The organism is Streptomyces sp. NPDC001568 (assembly GCF_042893755.1).
In the GTDB taxonomy this organism is placed as follows: Bacteria; Actinomycetota; Actinomycetes; order Streptomycetales; family Streptomycetaceae; genus Streptomyces.
The window spans coordinates 130159-147030 of record NZ_JBIAVF010000006.1 but is presented as its reverse complement, the minus strand read 5'-3'; the positions used below and the strand labels follow the sequence as shown (position 1 = coordinate 147030).

Genomic DNA, 16872 nt, shown 5'->3' with positions numbered 1-16872 from the left:
CGAAGTCCGATGTCGTGCGCGTCCGGTTGACGTCGCGCCGAGGGTGCGGCCGGCCGGGATCCGCACGAGGAGCCGGCGGGTATGCGGGCGCCCCCGATAAACCGCATTAGTCCGGCTGCTTCCGGACCGTCGACAAGAGGTCAAACCGCGCCCGCAATTCACCCCGGTGAGCAAAACGCGGCAGGGCCGGGAAAGATCGGAACTAAAGCGCATCAGTCCAGGTGGATGGGGATCCGTGCGCGGGCCCGGGCCGGCTCGTGGCGCAGCCGGAGGGATAAGGGAAGCGCACCCCGTCGGCCAACGGGACTTCGGGCACATTGACGGACTTCGGGATTGCGGACAGCGTGGGCACCGCCCTCCGGCTGCGAGGCCGGAACTTCCCCTGAAGGCGGCGGAGATGAATCGTTCCCAGGCGGTGCGCACGGCCCTCACGACCCTGCTCGCGGGCGGCCTCCTCTCGCTGTCCGCGTGCGGGCTGGGCGACGGGGGAACGGCGGACGGCAAGGACGCGCGGCGGACGGGGACCGTGTCCGGTGGGATCACGTTCCGCACCCTCCAGCTGAAGCCGAAGTTCACCGGCTACGTCCAGGGCGTCATCGACTCCTTCGAGCAGCGGTACCCCGACGTCACGGTGAAGTGGGAGGACGTTCCCGGCGACGGCTACAACGAGAAGCTCGTCGCCGACGCCCGCGCCGGCGCCCTCCCCGACGTGGTGAACCTCTCCACCGACTCCTTCCAACTGCTCGGCGATCGCGGCATGCTCGCCGACGTCTCCCTCCTGGACGCCGAGGTCGCCCAGGAGTACGTGCCCGGCGCCTGGGAGCAGTTCGGACTTCCCGGTAGGGGCGACGGCGTGTACGCCTACCCCTGGTACGTGACCCCGGAGATCCTCACCTTCAACACGGACCTCTTCGAGAAGGCCGGTCTCGACCCCGCCCAACCGCCGACCAGCGTCGAGCAGTTCTTCGACCAGGCCGAGCGGATCGCCGCCCGCTCCGGCGGCCGGTACGCCGCCTTCATGGCCGACCCCAAGAGCCGGCTGCCCGGGGACTGGCAGAAGATGGGCGTTCCGATCCTCAACGAGCGGCGGGACCGCTTCACCTTCGACACGGACAAGGCCGTCGAGTGGGTCGACCGGATGAAGGACCTGTACGCCAAGGGCGCCATGCCGAAGGAGTCCCTGCTCAAGTCCGACGACATCAACCAGCTCTACGGCGCCGGCAAGCTCGTCTTCGGCCCCGGCTCCCCGGGCTTCGTCAAGGACATCCGGCAGAACGCCCCGCAGGTCTACGAGCGCACCCGGGTCGCCGGCGCCGTCACCGGCCGGCTCGGCCACATCGGCATCTACGCCCAGGCCCTCGGTATCCGCAAGGACACGGAACACCCGGACGCGGCGGCCGAGTTCGCGAAATGGGTGACCAACGGGCCCAATCAGGTGGAGTTCTCCCGCAAGGCCACCATCTATCCGTCCAACGCCCGGGGCCTGGCGGACCCGTACTTCTCCGACCGAGGCGACGGCAAGGACGCCGAGACGGTGGCCCGGGCCGTCGGGGCCGAACAGCTGAGGAGCGCCGGGCTCGACGCCAACACGCCCGTCCAGTGGACCAGTCAGGTCGGCGACGCGGTGGTGCGCGAGATGCAGAAGGCCATCCTGGGGGAGCAGGACCCGAGGACGGCGGTGCGCAGGGCCCAGGAGGAGGCCAACGCGCTCCTGTCGGCCGCGGCCCGCCCGTGACCGTCCGGGGGACCGCCACGGGACGGGACGCGGGAGGTGACGCCGGCCTGCCCCACCGAACCTGGTGGGCGCCCTACCTCTTCCTCGCCCCCGGGCTGGTCATGGTGGCCCTGTTCAGCGTCTGGCCGTTCGTCAACACCGTGATCCTGTCCTTCACCGACGCCCGGATCCTGCGCGGCGGCGGCTTCGTCGGCCTCGACAACTACACCCGCGCCCTCGGCGACCCGGACTTCTGGGTCGCCACCGGCAACAGCGTGCTCTACCTGGCCGTCGTCGTCCCCTGCCTGGTCCTGCTGCCGCTGGCCCTCGCGGTCCTCGTCCGCGCGCGGCTCCCCGGCATCGGGCTGTTCCGCTCCGCCTTCTACACGCCCGTGATCGCCTCCGCCGTCGTCGTCGGCCTGATCTGGCAGTGGGTGCTGCGCAGCGACGGGCTCGTCAACACGGTGTTCCGCGGGCTCGGTGTCGTCTCGGAGCCGGTGCCGTTCCTGACGGACAGCGCCATGCTGCTGGTCTCGGCGATGATCGTGACGGTGTGGAAGGGCCTCGGCTACTACATGGTGTTCTACCTGGCGGCCCTCGGGAACGTCCCCGGCTCCCTCCACGAGGCCGCCGCGCTCGACGGCGCCGGGCCCGTACGCCGCTTCTTCAGCATCACCGTCCCCCAGGTCAAACCCATGATGCTGCTGGTCGGCACCCTCTCCGCGATCTCGGCGCTGCGCGTCTTCACCGAGATCTACATCCTCGGCGGCGAGAGCGGCGGTCCCGGAGGCGGCGCCCGTACGCTGCCGTTCCTGATCCGTCAGGTGGGCCTCGGGTTCTCCGGCGAGACCGGCTACGCCTCGGCCATCTCCCTGCTGCTGTTCCTGCTGACCCTGGTCTTCAGCCTGCTGGGCCACCGCCTGTCGAAGGGGGACGAGGAGTGAGCGCCCCCACCGACCGCGCCCCGGCCGGCACCCCGGCGCCCGCGGCCCCCCGCCGCCCGCCGACGGACCCGCGCGTCCGCGCCGACCTGCGCCGCCGCCTCCTGGGCCGCACCGCCCGGTACGTGACGCTGCTGCTCATGCTCGTGGTCATGCTCGGCCCGATCGTCTGGCAGTTCCTGACCTCGATCCGCGGCCGCACCGAGAACGTGTACGACGGCCTGCTGCCCTCCCGGCCCACTTTCGACAACTACGTCCTGGTCGCCGAGTCCTTCCCCCTGCTCCAGTACGTCGGCAACACGCTGATCGTGGCGGCCCTGTCCGTCACCTCCAACCTGCTGTTCGCCGCCATGGGCGGCTACGCCCTCTCGCGGGCCGGTTGGAAGGGCCGCAGGAGCGTCTTCACCGTCCTGGTGGCGACCCTGATGTTCCCCTTCGAGTCCGTGATGATCTCGATGTTCCTGACGGTGCGGGGGATGGGCCTCGTCGACACCCTCATCGGGGTCTGGCTGCCCGGAGCCGTCTCCGTCCTCAACATCATGATCATGCGGGCGGCCTTCCTGTCCGTCCCCAGGGAGATCGAGGAGGCCGCGGTCCTCGACGGGGCGGGCGAATGGACCCGCTTCACCCGCGTCTTCCTGCCCTCCGCCAAGGGCGCCCTCGCCGTCGTCTGCATCACCAGCTTCATGGGCGCCTGGGACGACTTCCTGTGGCCGCTGCTCGTCCTCACCGACAGCGAGCACTACACCCTCCAGCTCGGCCTGAAGACCCTCGCGGGCGCCACGACCACCAGCGACCAGCGGACCATCGCCGCCGGCGCCATGGCCGCGCTGATCCCGATGATGCTCCTCTTCTTCGCCCTCCAGCGTTACTTCTTCAAGGGCGTGGCCGAGGGGGCCGTCAAGACCTGACGCCGCCCGCCGCCGCCCCCCGTCCCGCCGCCCCGCCCGTCCGACCAGCCCTCCTGGAGCCGCCGACATGCACGACGACCGCAGCATCGCCGAACACCGCCTGCGCCGCGTCCTCGCGGAGCGGATCAAACCCGCCGTCCGCTCCCGCTCGGTACCGCTCACCGTCGAGCGCTGGGAGGCCCCCGGCGAACCGGTGCCCGTCGCCGAGGGCCTGGCCGCCCCGTACGGGCCCTGCGCGGCCGGTGACGCGTGGGGCCCGGCCTGGGGCACCACCTGGTTCAAGGTCACCGGCTCCGTACCCGCCGACTGGGCGGGCCGCACCGTCGAGGCCGTGCTAGACCTCGGCTTCGACCGGATGATGCCCGGCTTCCAGTGCGAGGGCCTGGTCCACCGGGCGGACGGCAGCGAGGTCAAGGGGCTCAACCCGTACAACGACTGGGTCCGTGTCGCCGATCGGGCGACGGGCGGCGAGCGCGTCGAGTGGTACGTCGAAGCCGCGTCCAACCCGGTCCTGGTCAGCCACTCGCCCACCTACGAGGGTGACCGGCCGACCAGCGGGGAGCAGCCCCTCTACCGGCTCGCCCGGATGGACCTCACCGTCTTCGAGACCGAGGTCTGGGAACTCGTACAGGACCTCGAAGTCCTGCACGAGCTGATGACGCAGCTCGACGGGGCCGACGCCCGCCGGCACGCGATCCTGCGGGCCGTCGACTCCGCGCTGGACGAAGTGGACCTCACCGACGTCCCCGGTACGGCCGCCGCCGCCCGCGCGCTCCTCGCGCCGGTCCTCGCCGTACCGGCCACCGCGTCGGCGCACCGGATCAGCACGGTCGGTCACGCGCACATCGACTCGGCCTGGTTGTGGCCGCTGCGCGAAACCGTCCGCAAGGTGTCCCGGACCACCTCCAACGTGCTCGCGCTGATGGACGAGCACCCGGAGTTCGTCTTCGCCATGTCCCAGGCCCAACAACTGGACTGGATCAAGACCTACCGTCCCGAGCTCTTCGAACGGATCAAGAAGAAGGTCGCCGACGGCCGGTTCGTGCCGGTGGGCGGCATGTGGGTGGAGTCCGACACCAACATGGTCGGCGGCGAGGCCATGGCCCGCCAGTTCCTCCACGGCAAGAAGTTCTTCCTCGACGAGTTCGGGATCGAGACGAGGAACGTGTGGCTGCCCGACTCCTTCGGCTACACCGCCGCCATGCCGCAGATCGTGAAGCTCTCCGGCTCGCACTGGTTCCTGACGCAGAAGATCTCCTGGTCCCAGGTCAACAAGTTCCCGCACCACACCTTCTGGTGGGAGGGCATCGACGGCACCCGCGTCTTCACGCACTTCCCGCCCGTCGACACCTACAACAGCGACCTGGGCGGCGCCCAACTCGCCCACGCCGCCCGCAACTACCAGGAGAAGGGCCGGGGTTCGCGCTCGCTGGTGCCCTTCGGCTGGGGTGACGGCGGAGGCGGACCCACCCGCGAACACCTGGCCCGCGCCCGGCGCCAGCGCGACCTCGAAGGCTCCCCGCGCGTGGAGGTCGAGCGGCCCGACGCCTTCTTCGAGAAGGCGCACGCCGAGTACCAGGACGCGCCCGTCTGGGCGGGGGAGCTCTACCTGGAGCTCCACCGCGGCACCTACACCTCCCAGGCCAGGACCAAGCAGGGCAACCGGCGCAGCGAATCCCTGCTCCGGGAGGCCGAGTTGTGGGCCGCGACGGCCGCCGTGCGCGTCCCCGGCTTCGACTACCCGTACGAGGACCTGGAGCGGCTCTGGAAGACCGTACTGTTCCACCAGTTCCACGACATCCTGCCCGGCTCCTCCATCGCCTGGGTGCACCGCGAGGCCCGGGCGACGCACGCGGCCGTGCGCGAGGAGCTCCTCGCGATCACCGGGGCGGCGCAGTCGGCCCTGGCGGGGGAGGGAGCCGAGGAGCTCGTCTTCAACTGCGCCCCGCACACCCGGCGCGGCATCCCCGCGGGCGGCGCGGGTCGACCGCAGGACGTGGCGCAGCCCGTCACCGTCGAGGAGCGGCACGGCGGCGGGCACGTGCTGGCGAACGGCCGACTGCTGGTGGAGGTCGACGGGCGGGGTCTGCTCGTCTCCGCCTACGACCTGGAAGGGGGGCGCGAGTCCCTCGCCCCGGGGAGCGCGGCGAACCAGCTCCAGATCCATCCCGACTTCCCGAACATGTGGGACGCGTGGGACATCGACGCGTTCTACCGCAACAAGGTCACCGACCTCGTCGCCCTGGACACGATGGAGGTCACCGAGGACGGGCCGGACGCCGCGACCGTCACCGTCACCCGCTCCTTCGGTTCGTCCACGGCGGTGCAGACGATCACCTTGCGGGCGGGAGCCCGGACCGTCGACCTCGTCACGGACGTGGAGTGGCACGAGAGCGAGAAGTTCCTCAAGGCCGCCTTCCCCCTCGACGTCGCGGCCGAACGATCCGCCGCCGAAACCCAGTTCGGCCACGTCCACCGCGCCACCCACACCAACACCTCCTGGGAGGCCGCCAAGTTCGAGATCTGCGCCCACCGTTGGATCCAGGTGGAGGAGCCCGGCTGGGGCGTGGCCCTGCTCAACGACTCCACCTACGGGCACGACGTCACCCGGGACGTGCGTCCCGACGGCGGCCGGACCACGACGGTCCGGCTGTCCCTGCTGCGCGCGCCCCGCTACCCCGACCCGGAGACCGACCAGGGCCGGCACACCCTGCGGTTCTCCCTGGCACCCGGCGCGACGATCGGGGACGCCGTCCGGGAGGGCCACGCCCTGAACCTGCCCGAGCGGGCCGTGACCGGAGCGGGCCCGGTCGAGCCGCTGCTGGTGGTGGACGAGGACGCGGTCGTGGTCGAGGCGGTCAAACTCGCCGAGGACCGCAGCGGCGACGTGGTCGTCCGCCTGTACGAGTCCCGCGGCGGCCGGGCCACGGCGAACCTGACCCCCGGGTTCGCGATCACCGCCGCCGTCGAGAGCGACCTCCTGGAGCGGCCCCTGGCGGGTTCCGCCGTCGCCGCGCCGACCGCGGCCGGCCGCATCGCCCTGACGCTGCGGCCGTTCCAGATCGTCACCGTACGGCTGCGCCGCGCCTGACGGGCCGCGCGGCCCCGGTTCGCTCCGGGGCCGCGTCCCGCGCCCCGGGCACCGCCCGGGGGCCCGGACACCTCGTACCCGAGCGGCACCCCGTCCACCGTCGCCGTGCGCGGTTCCGTCGTGGCGGAGAGGCATCCGGGCCGTGAACTGCGCCACAGGGCGGGGCGGGCCGGGCCGGTGGGAGAGGGGGCGGCTGTCCGAACCGCCCCCATCTGGTTATGCACCTAGTTGCAAAAGCGCCCGACCCTCGCTAGAACATGTTCATCACCCCCGCGCGAGGAGGCGCCCCCCATGAGTTCCCAGAGCCGCTACCCGCACCTGATGAGCCCCCTGGACCTCGGCTTCACCACCTTGCCGAACCGGGTGATCATGGGCTCGATGCACACCGGCCTGGAGGAGCACGAGGGCGGCTTCGAACGCCTCGCCGCCTTCTACGCCGAGCGCGCCCGCGGCGGCGTCGGCCTCATCGTCACCGGCGGCATCGCCCCCAACGACGCCGGACGCCCCTTCGAGGGCGGCTCCCGCCTCACCACCGAGGAGGAGGCCGCCGAGCACCGGGTGATCACCGACGCGGTGCACGCGGAGGGCGGGAAGATCGCGATGCAGATCCTCCACTTCGGCCGCTACGCCTACCACAAGGACCTCGTCGCCCCCAGCGCCCTCCAGGCCCCGATCAGCCCGTTCGTACCGAACGAGCTCTCCGACATAGAGGTCGAGCGCACCGTCGAGGACTTCGTGCGGGCGGCCCGCCTCGCCAAGCTCGCCGGCTACGACGGCGTCGAGATCATGGGCTCCGAGGGCTACCTGATCAACGAGTTCATCGCGGCCGCGACGAACAAGCGCACCGACCGTTGGGGCGGCGCCTACGAGAACCGCACGCGCTTCCCGCTGGAGATCGTCCGCCGCACCCGACAGGCCGTCGGCGAGGAGTTCATCCTCGTCTACCGCCTGTCCATGCTCGACCTGATCCCCGGCGGCTCCACCCTGGAGGAGGTCGTCCGCCTCGCCAAGGAGGTCGAGGCCGCGGGCGCCACCATCATCAACACCGGCATCGGCTGGCACGAGGCGCGCATCCCCACCATCGCCACCTCCGTGCCCCGCGGCGCCTACACCTGGGTCACGAAGCGGCTGATGGGCGCGGTGAGCGTGCCGCTCGTCACGAGCAACCGGATCAACACGCCTGAGATCGCCGAGGAGTTGCTCGCCGACGGCCGCGCCGACCTGGTCTCCCTCGCGCGACCCTTCCTGGCGGACGCCGACTTCGTCGCGAAGGCCGCGGCGGGCCGGTCCGAGACCATCAACACCTGCATCGGCTGCAACCAGGCCTGCCTCGACCACACCTTCAGCGGCAAGATCACCAGCTGCCTCGTCAACCCCCGGGCCTGCCACGAGACCGAGCTCGTCCTCGCGCCCACCCGGCTCAAGAAGAGCGTCGCCGTCGTCGGCGCCGGCCCCGCCGGTCTGGCCTGCGCCGTCTCCGCCGCCGGCCGCGGCCACGACGTCACCCTCTACGAGGCCTCCGGCCACATCGGCGGCCAGCTCGACGTCGCCCGCCGCATCCCCGGCAAGGAGGAGTTCGAGGAGACCATCCGCTACTTCGGCACCCAGCTCGTCGACAGCGGCGTCGAGGTCCGCCTGAACACCAGGGCCGACGTGGAGGCCCTGCGCGGCTACGACGAGGTCGTCGTCGCCACCGGCGTCACCCCCCGCACCCCCGCCATCGAGGGCGTGGACCGGGACAACGTCCTCAGCTACCTCGACGTGCTGCGCGACGGGGCCCCCGTCGGTGAGCGCGTCGCCGTCGTCGGCGCGGGCGGCATCGGCTTCGACGTCGCCGAGTTCCTGACGGACAGCGGAGAGGGCGCGGCCCAGGACCCCGAGGTCTGGTTCCGGCACTGGGGCGTCGACACCTCCTACGCCGGCCCGGGCGGCCTGACCTCCCCCGAACGGCCCGTTCCGCCGCGCCGGGTGCACCTGCTCCAGCGCAAGACCACCAAGGTCGGCAGCGGCCTCGGCACCACCACCGGCTGGATCCACCGTGCGGAGCTCAAGCACCGCGGCGTGGTCTCGGTCGCCGGGGCGACGTACGAGCGGATCGACGACGAGGGCCTGCACATCACCGTCGACGGCGAGGCGCGCCTGGTCCCCGCCGACACGGTCGTCCTGTGCACCGGCCAGGAGCCCCGCCGCGACCTGTACGAGGAGCTCCGCGCGGCCGGCGTCGAGGCGCACCTCATCGGCGGCGCCGACGTGGCGGCCGAACTCGACGCCAAGCGCGCCATCCGGCAGGGCACCGAGCTGGCCGCCGGGCTCTGACCGAAAGCCCCTTCGCCGCAGCGGTGTTGTGGCGGCCCGGTCCGGGCCGCCACAATCCTCGGGTGACGCTGACACCGGCAGAAGCCGACAAGATCCTGGCCGACAACTTCGCGCCCTGGGTGCTGGCCCTGGGCCTCACCGTCGAGGAGACGGGCACCCGGCACGCCGTCCTGCGGCTGCCCTGGTCCGACGGCCTGGCCCGGGACGGCGGCGGGCTGAGCGGCCAGGCCCTGATGGCCGCCGCCGACACCGCGACCGTCGTGGCGATCTCCGCCGCCCGCGGCGGGTACGGGCCGATGACCACGGTCCAGCAGTCCACGAGCTTCCAGCGGCCCGTGATCGCCGCGGACGTGCTGATCGCCGTGAGCGTCACCAAGCTCGGCAAGCGGATGGCCTTCGCCGACGTCACCATGACCGCGGACGGCGCCGACGAGCCCGCCGCCAAGGCCTCGACGGTCTACGCCCTCCTCGGCTGACCCCCGACCGCGGGGTCGCCCCACGGGGCGACCCCGCGGCGGTCAGTGGTCCGCGGTGACGGCCCGGACGCCCGTGAGGCGTTCGGCGGCGTCCCAGAGTCGGGCGTTGGTCGCGCGGTCCATGGCCCGGCGGGTGACGCGGGCCGCGGTGACCGGGCCGACCAGTTCGAACGTCCCGCTCGGGCCGTAGTAACCGCCCGCGACCGCGTCCGGGCTGGTGGCGGCGTACAGGAGGGGCTCGGTGCCCGGGCCGACCTCCTGCTTCGGGAGGAAGTCGACGGAGCTCACGAGCCGGTGCAGGCGCGACGGCTTGCCGCGGCCCAGACTGGCTCCCGCGGTCTGCAGGTTCGTCTTCGTGTAGCCGGGGTGGGCGGCGGTGCTCCGCAGCGGCCACCCCTGGGCGGCGGCGAGCTCGTCCAGGTGCCGGGCCATCATCAGGTCGGCCAGCTTGGACTGGGCGTACGACAGCATCGGGTGGTAGCGGCGGCGCTCGTACTGGAGGTCGGCGAGGTCCAGCCTGCCGAAGTTGGCGGTGCCGCTGCTCATGGTGGTCACGCGCGGGGCCGGGGCGGCCAGCAGGGCGGGCAGCAGCCGTACCGTCAGGGCCAGCGGGCCGAGGAAATTGCTGCCGAACTGGAGCTCGAAGCCGTCGGCCGTGGTCATCCGGGTGGGCGGGGCCATCACGCCCGCGTTGTTCACCAGCAGGTCGAGCGGGGCGCCGTCGGCCAGGATCCCGTCGGCGAAGGCGGCCACCGAGGCGAGGTCGGCCAGGTCGATGCGGCGCACCTCCACCTGCGCGTGGGGGTGGCGGGTCAGGATCTCGGCGCGCGCCCGCTCGCCCTTGGTCGGCGTACGGACGGCCAGCACGACGCGGGCGCCCGCCTCGGCGAGTCGGCGCGCGGCCTCCTTGCCGGTGCCGCTGTTGGCGCCGGTGACGACGACGGTCTTGCCGGACTGGTCGGGGACGGCGTACATGACGGCTCCTTGGGGCGGCGACAACAGACCGACGGTCTACTGCTGTCGAAGTTAGCAGACCGCCGGTCTGATAACAACAGACCGCAGGTCTGTACGCTGGGCGCGTGTCCATTCCCAGTAAGTTCCAGCGGGCCCGCAGCGAGGAACAGCGTGCCGCCCGCCGCCGGGCGATCCTCGACACCGCGGCCGGCATGCTCGCCGAGATGCCCGTCTCCCAGGTCACCTTGAACGAGCTCAGTCGCCGGGTGGGCCTCGCCAAGTCGAACGTGCTGCGCTACTTCGAATCCCGCGAGGACGTCCTGCTGGAACTGCTGGCCACCGCCTCGGGCGAACTCGTCGACCATCTGGAGCAGACCCTCACCGACGCCCTGGACGCCGTCCCGCCCGCCGAGCGCCCCGACCGGCTCGCCGACCGCCTCGCCCGCGCCCTGGCCGAACGACCCGTCCTGTGCGACCTGATCAGCGCCCAGTCCGCCGTGCTGGAACGCAACGTCTCCCCGCAGGTCGCCGCCCAGTACAAGCGCGCCGCCATCGCCCACGCGAGCGCCCTGGCGACCCTGGTCGCGGCCCGGCTGCCCGCCCTGGGGGAGTCGGACGCCTTCCGGTTCGTCGCCGGCGCGCTCATGGTCACCGGCGCGGTGTGGACCCACGCCCACCCCTCCGCCGCCATGGTCGCGGCCTACGAGGCCGACCCGGCGCTGGCCGTGCTGCGCCTCGACTTCGCGGACACCCTGCGCGAGACGCTGGAGGTCCTGCTGTCGGGCCTGCTGGCGCGCGCGGGCGGGTCCGGTCTGGGATCGTGACCGCGTAGGAGAGTGATCGCGCAGGATCGCGATCACCTGGCGGACGAGGCGGACGCACGGCGAAGGAGTCTCACATGGGTGGACGGTTCGAGGCGACGGTCGAGATCGACCGGCCGGTCGAGGCGGTGTTCGCCTATCTGGCCGACGGCCGCAACGACCCCGAGTTCAGCCCGCGCGTCCAGCGGATCACGAAGGTCCCGGAGGGACCCACGGCCGTCGGCACGGTCTTCCGGAGCACCGTCAAGGACGCCGGGATGAAGACGGGTCGGGAGTTCCGCATCACGGCGATCGAGCCGCCGGGCCTGATCCGCTGGAGCGAGCAGAGCAAGAACCTCGTGACGGCCGAGGGCGGTTACGACCTGGAATCCCTGCCCGGCGGCCGCACCCGGGTCCGCGTCTTCAACACCCTCGAAGGGCACGGCGTCGGCAAGCTCCTCGTCGGCCTGGCGCTGAGCGCCGCCCGCAAGGACGCCCCCGCGTTCGGCGCCCGGATCAAAGCGGCGGTCGAGGCGTCGTCCCGCACGGTCTGAGGCGTCGTCCCGCACGGTCCGCGCCGTTGATCCGTACGGTCGTGCCGGAACCCCGTGCCGGAACCCCGTGCCGGAACCCGGTGCCGGGCACCGCCCGCGAGATCGCGGACGGTGCCCGGCGCGGCTGCGGCGGCTCAGAAGCGCCGCGGACCGTCCGGGAACGGGGACGGCGCGGGCAGTACCTCGCGGCGTTCCGTCGCGGGCGCCGGCTCGGTCCGGCAGGTGATGTCCCGCCCGGGCAGTCGGCCCGAGGCCAGGTAGGCGCTGACCGGGGCCTCCACACAGGAACCGCGCTCGACCAGGTACACGGAGTGCCCCTCGCCACCCTGCGCGAGGACCATCCGCGAGCCCTTCAGCGCGCGGTGCAGGCCCTGGCCGCTGACGAGCGGGGTCTGCGAGTCCCACTCGTTCTGCACGGTCAGGACCTTCGCCCGCTTCGTCATGGGGGTGGCTGCCTCCAGGGGCCGCTGCCAGAAGGCGCACGGCTTGATGTTGGAGGCCATGTCCCCGTACAGCGGGTACTTCGCCTTGTCCCGGGCCGCGTCGCGGGCGTACTGCCCGGGGTCGCGCGGCCAGGCGTCGGTGTCCCCGCAGAGCACCGCCCAGAAGACGGCGGTGCCGTTGTCCGTGGGAGGTTCGGGCGCGCTCGTACGACCGGTCGAAGCGGGCGCGACGGCGGGTGGGGCGGGCGCGGCGGCCTTGAGCCGGTCCGTGCCGAACACCCTCCCCGGGTCGGGTACGGCCGCCCCCCGCGGAAGGGGACGACCCTCGGCGGCGGCCTTCACCGCGGCGACCAGCGGCGCGGCCTGCGAGGGGGTGAAGAACACCGGCCGTGCGGAGCGGATGTCATCGCCCGTCAGTTTCAGGCCCGCGAACTCGATGGGCTCGCGATCGGCCCGCGCCACCAGGTCCCAGAAGGACGCCGACACCGCGGCCGGGGTGGTGCCGAGTCCGAACTCGGCGTCGCGTTCGGCCGTCCACCGCGTCCAGCGCGCGAAGGCCGGCTCGGCCTCGGTGGCCCACACCTGGAGCATGCCGCGCCAGGCCCGTCCGGGGTCGACCCCGCTGTCGAGCACGAAGCGGTCGGCGCGGTCCGGGTACATCTGCGCGTACACCGACCCGAGGTAGGTCCCGTACGAGTACCCCAGGTAGGAGATCTTCCGCTCGCCCAGGGCGGCGCGGATGACGTCCATGTCCCGGGCCGTGTTGCGGGTGGTGATGTGGGGGAGGACCGCACCGGCCTTCTCCCGGCACTTGTCGGCGATCGTCCGCGCCCACGCGATGTCCGAGGGGAAGGTCTCGGGGCGGTACGGTCGGTCGAAGTTCTGTTCGGCGTCGGTCATGCCACAGGTGATCGGGCTACTGGCACCGGCCCCTCGCGGGTCGAAGCCGATGAGGTCGTACTTCTCCCTGACCTTCTTGGGGAAGGCCGCGTCCATGTCCAGGGGCAGGCTGAGCCCGGGCCCGCCCGGACCGCCGGGATTCAGCAGCAGGACCCCGTGCCGCTTGGCCGGGTTCGCGCTCTTGATCCGGGATATCGCGAGGTCGATCGTGCGCCCCCGAGGACGCTGGTGGTCGAGCGGGACCTTGATGGTCGCGCACTCGTACGAGGCCGGCTGGTCGGGGCTGCACCGGTGCCAAGTCGGCTTCTGCGCACCGGGGGCCGGGGCGGGGGCGGCCGCCGCACCGGTGGTGGTGAGCAGGGGCAGGGCGGTGGCGAGGAGTCCGGCGGAGACGAGCAGGGGTGCGATGCGGTTCGTGCGCACGAAGAGCCGATCCTTTCGATGAGGAACGCGGTTCCCTGCACACCTTGGGGCAAGCGGCGGCCGGGCGAATCATCCCTCAGGGCGCCTCTTGTGCTCCTCGCGAACGAGCGGAATTCCGGACAACTGGCCGACACGCCACGCGGGTTGGTCGGTCGACGCGGAAGCGGGACGTGTCGCGCACGAGGACGGCCACGGGGGCGGGGCCGTCCCGCGGCGCCACCCGCCCGCGAGGAGTGGGCTACACCGCTCCGGCCAGGCCCTCCGCCAGCAGGAGCACGCCGATGGCAACGATCACCCAGGCCATCACCGCCGCCGCATGCGTCTCCAGCCACTCCTTGACCCGCGCCAGCGGCCCCAGGACGCGCGGACCGCCCACGGTGTGCAGCAGGACCGGCAGGGCGACCGTACTGGCCGCGACGGCCGTGAAGACGGCCAGCCCCGCGACCGCGCCCGCCGCCGACGGCCCGGCGGAACCCACGGCCAGCCCGGCCGCCGCCGACAGCAGGAAGATCTTCGGGTTGGCCAACGCCAGGACCACCCCGAGCCGAAGCGCCCGGCCCGGCCCCGCCTCACTGAGCAGCCGCATCCAACGCGGAGCGGGTTTGCCGTGCCTGACCAGCCACTGCCGGATCCCCAGCGCGACGAGGCACACCCCCAGCACGATCCGCGCCCAGTCCGTCCACGGCCGGTCCCGCTCGGCCAACGGGACCATGGAGGTCAGCACCGCGCACAGCACCGCGGGCACCGCCACACCGATGACCCACCCGGCCAGGAACGAGCCGCTGGTGACCTTGGCCCGCGGCGTGAACTGCATGAACACGGCCGGGATCACCGTGAACGGCGAGACGGCGATCACCACTGCCATCGGCAGGACCTCGCCGATCACCGCTGCCCCCGGCGCCGAGCCGGTTCCGGAGCGCGCATGGCCGCGTACCCTCTCCTCGTCCTGACCCCTGCCTCCATGTCTACCGGCCCCCGAGCGTCGCCGCGCCCCGTGTCCGCCCGCCGTCGGACGCGAGCAGGGCCGCCTCGTAGACCTCCATGACCTCGCGGGCGAACTCCAGCGTGCCGAGGCGCGCGGGCCGCCCCTCCAGGACGCACCGGCAGAAGTGGCTCAGTTCCGCGTGGACGCCCTGCACGAAGGGGGACTGGTTCTCCAGCGAGGACCTGCTGTGCTGCGGCTCCCAGCTGAGCATCCCGCCGTCCGTGCCCTCCGGCGCGAAACCGGTCGTCACGCCGTACTCGTAGGGAATGCCCCGCTGGAAGGTGACGCGACTGCCGTTGAGGATCTCGGCCGTGCCGTGCTCGGCGACGAAGGTGTACTGCTCGAACGGCTGCGACATGGAGAGGTTCTCGCTCATCTGGAGCACGCCGAGCGCCCCGCTCGCGAAGTGCAGGACGCACGCGCAGTCGCCCCGACCACCGCGGTGGACGTCGACCTCCGCGACCGGGCCGCCCGCCGCCAGCAGCAGGGACAGCGGATGGCAGCCCTCGGCCAGCCAGTGACTGGCCGCGCGCCGCTCCAGCAGCGCGCCGCCGTCCTCGGGGACGGAGAGCGCGTACCGGGCGTACAGGCTCGTCAGGCGTCCGGTACCGGGCCGCGCGAGGAGTTCGAGCGCCTTGCGCGCCGCGGGCATGAACACCTTCTTCAGGCCGACGACGACCACCCGGTCACCGCGTGCGGCGATGACGGGGTCCAGATCCGCGGCGCGCGCCGCGGGCGGCTTCTCCATCCACACGTGCACCCCCCGCTCCAGGGCCTCGATCGCCAACCGGGGGTGTTCCCGCGGGGGCACCGCGAGCAGGACGGCGTCGAGCGCGTGCTCCGCGAGCATGTCGGTCTGCGCGGTGCAGGGGACGGCGCCGTACTGGCGGGCCGTGCGCTCCGCCCGGTCGGCGTCGAGGTCGCACACGGCCACCAGGCGCACGGGCAGGGTGGTGAGCGCCGGCAGCAGCGTCCGGTAGCCGTGTCCGCCCAGCCCGACCACGCCCACGCGCAGCCGTCGTTCGTAGTCACGCTGACATGCCATCGTCTCGTCCTCTCATCGGGTCGTACGGGCGCGGCGGGCCCATCGGGGTCACCGGGTTCGGGGGTTCCTCACGCCGCGGTACGCGCCGCGCGGATCGGCTCCGGGCGTGCCGCGCGCACCCAGGCGTCCAGCAGCGCCACGTGGTCGATGCCCTGCCCGGCCGGGGCCGGGTTCGCCGCCCGCCCGTCGAAGTACCGCAGGATCCGGCCCAGGTGCCGGCCGAGGGGATCGTCGTGCACCGTGCGGGTCGGCCCGAGCGGGTGCCCGTCGCGCAGGACGGCCACTGTGCCCTCGTTGCGGAGCCGACCCGCCACCGGTTCGAAGGCGCCGGTGACGAGCCGACGCCGGCCCCGCCGGTCCACGGCCTCCACCTCGATCACCCGGTGGCGCAGATCGGACCCGTACGCGATCGCCCGCGGCCCCGGCGCCTGCCGGCGCGGGCGGCCCACCAACGAGGTGTACAGGACGACGTCGCACCCGGCAGCGGTGCGGTAGCGGACCTCGGCCCCCTCCTGGGGCGCAGCGCCGTCCGCGCCCCACGTCCCGTGGAACGAGGCCGCGACCGGGCCGCCCGGACGCAGGGGGACGCCGAGCCGTTGCCCGAGGGCGTCGAGGACGCCGAGCAGGTGCGGCCCCTCGTACCCGAGGGCGCCCAGCGCCCGGTCCTCGAACCGTCCGCCGTCCGCGTCCCGCCCGCGGTGCTTGGTCATCTCCACGGCGACGCGGGTCACGGTGAGCGCCCGCGCCGACAACACCCGCGCCACCTCCGCCAGCACGATGGAGGCCCCGTAGTGCTCGTCCACGGCGACGCGCCCGTGGTGGTCCGCCAGCAGACGGGCCATGCCGGGCAGGGCGGACGGCGCGCACACCGGCTTCTCGATGATCACGTCCGCCTCCGGTGCCAGTCGGCTGATCCGCCGGAACACCGGGGCGTGGGCGACCGTGGGCACGCAGATGCTCCAGAGGTCCACGGCACGGGGATCCGGCACCTGGTCGAGCGTGGCCACGACCCGCGCCCCGCACGGCAGGACCCGGCCCGCGGCGCGGGGGTCCACCACGGCCACGGTCCGTACGCCCAGCTCGGCGAGCTTCGCCCGGTGCATCCGCCCCATGACGCCGTAGCCGGCGATGGCGCAGGTCAGCGCGGGGGCGGGTCGGCGGCCCGCCGCAGTCCGGTCGTCCACGACCGCCACCCCTCTCGTCCGCGTGGCGTTGTCCCCGCCACCGTAGGGGCGGGAGCGGCGGCGGCCTGTCGTCCGATCGGCGGGGGTGGGGGAGGAGAGCGGAACCGTCGCGGTCGTCGGACCGTACGGGGCTCC

The 16872-nt window shown here is 72.8% G+C and carries 13 protein-coding genes; 8 read left to right on the top strand and 5 right to left on the bottom strand.

All coding sequences use genetic code 11. From position 1 onward, the window contains the following. The first annotated feature begins 397 nt into the window (after positions 1-397). The 6 genes from ACFY0I_RS13075 to ACFY0I_RS13050 all read left to right on the top strand — a co-directional run bounded on the left by ACFY0I_RS13075 (position 398) and on the right by ACFY0I_RS13050 (position 9449). Positions 398-1735, top strand: a complete 1338-nt coding sequence (locus ACFY0I_RS13075) for an ABC transporter substrate-binding protein (RefSeq protein ID WP_388893833.1) — start codon at positions 398-400, stop codon at positions 1733-1735. A gap of 47 nt (positions 1736-1782) precedes the next feature. Beyond that, positions 1783-2658 (top strand): carbohydrate ABC transporter permease, encoded by an 876-nt coding sequence (locus ACFY0I_RS13070; protein ID WP_388894408.1) that lies wholly within the window; start codon positions 1783-1785, stop codon positions 2656-2658. Next, entirely contained in the window at positions 2655-3566 is a 912-nt protein-coding gene (locus tag ACFY0I_RS13065) for a carbohydrate ABC transporter permease (protein ID WP_388893831.1), read from the top strand. The genes ACFY0I_RS13070 and ACFY0I_RS13065 overlap by 4 nt, the downstream gene beginning before the upstream one ends. 67 nt (positions 3567-3633) lie before the next feature. Continuing rightward, entirely contained in the window at positions 3634-6657 is a 3024-nt protein-coding gene (locus ACFY0I_RS13060) for an alpha-mannosidase (RefSeq protein WP_388893829.1), read from the top strand. A gap of 291 nt (positions 6658-6948) precedes the next feature. Beyond that, positions 6949-8973: an FAD-dependent oxidoreductase gene (locus ACFY0I_RS13055; protein WP_388893827.1), complete on the top strand. Its 2025-nt coding sequence runs from the start codon at positions 6949-6951 to the stop codon at positions 8971-8973. Positions 8974-9035: 62 nt separating this feature from the next. Then, the gene (locus ACFY0I_RS13050; RefSeq protein ID WP_388893825.1) at positions 9036-9449 is read left to right on the top strand and encodes a PaaI family thioesterase; all 414 of its coding nucleotides are present in this window, start codon (positions 9036-9038) and stop codon (positions 9447-9449) included. Positions 9450-9491: 42 nt separating this feature from the next. Here ACFY0I_RS13050 and ACFY0I_RS13045 read toward each other — a convergent pair whose 3' ends face one another. Beyond that, on the bottom strand, positions 9492-10424 hold the full coding sequence (locus tag ACFY0I_RS13045; protein ID WP_388893823.1) for an SDR family oxidoreductase: 933 nt from the start codon (positions 10422-10424) through the stop codon (positions 9492-9494). A gap of 110 nt (positions 10425-10534) precedes the next feature. On the opposite strand from ACFY0I_RS13045, the gene ACFY0I_RS13040 reads away from it, so the two are divergent. After that, the gene (locus ACFY0I_RS13040; protein ID WP_388894406.1) at positions 10535-11227 is read left to right on the top strand and encodes a TetR/AcrR family transcriptional regulator; all 693 of its coding nucleotides are present in this window, start codon (positions 10535-10537) and stop codon (positions 11225-11227) included. A 74-nt stretch (positions 11228-11301) separates the two neighbouring features. After that, the gene (locus ACFY0I_RS13035; protein ID WP_388893821.1) at positions 11302-11757 is read left to right on the top strand and encodes an SRPBCC family protein; all 456 of its coding nucleotides are present in this window, start codon (positions 11302-11304) and stop codon (positions 11755-11757) included. 134 nt (positions 11758-11891) lie between these two features. On the opposite strand, the gene ACFY0I_RS13030 is transcribed toward ACFY0I_RS13035, so the two are convergent. The 4 genes from ACFY0I_RS13030 to ACFY0I_RS13015 all read right to left on the bottom strand — a co-directional run bounded on the left by ACFY0I_RS13030 (position 11892) and on the right by ACFY0I_RS13015 (position 16737). Next, positions 11892-13523 (bottom strand): alpha/beta fold hydrolase, encoded by a 1632-nt coding sequence (locus ACFY0I_RS13030; protein ID WP_388893819.1) that lies wholly within the window; start codon positions 13521-13523, stop codon positions 11892-11894. A 238-nt stretch (positions 13524-13761) separates the two neighbouring features. Next, a complete protein-coding gene (locus ACFY0I_RS13025; RefSeq protein WP_388893817.1) occupies positions 13762-14388 on the bottom strand; it encodes a GAP family protein in 627 nt (208 codons plus the stop codon). Positions 14389-14488: 100 nt separating this feature from the next. Beyond that, positions 14489-15553, bottom strand: a complete 1065-nt coding sequence (locus ACFY0I_RS13020; RefSeq protein ID WP_388893815.1) for a Gfo/Idh/MocA family oxidoreductase — start codon at positions 15551-15553, stop codon at positions 14489-14491. A gap of 68 nt (positions 15554-15621) precedes the next feature. Then, positions 15622-16737 (bottom strand): Gfo/Idh/MocA family oxidoreductase, encoded by a 1116-nt coding sequence (locus ACFY0I_RS13015; protein ID WP_388893813.1) that lies wholly within the window; start codon positions 16735-16737, stop codon positions 15622-15624. Positions 16738-16872 lie beyond the last annotated feature (135 nt).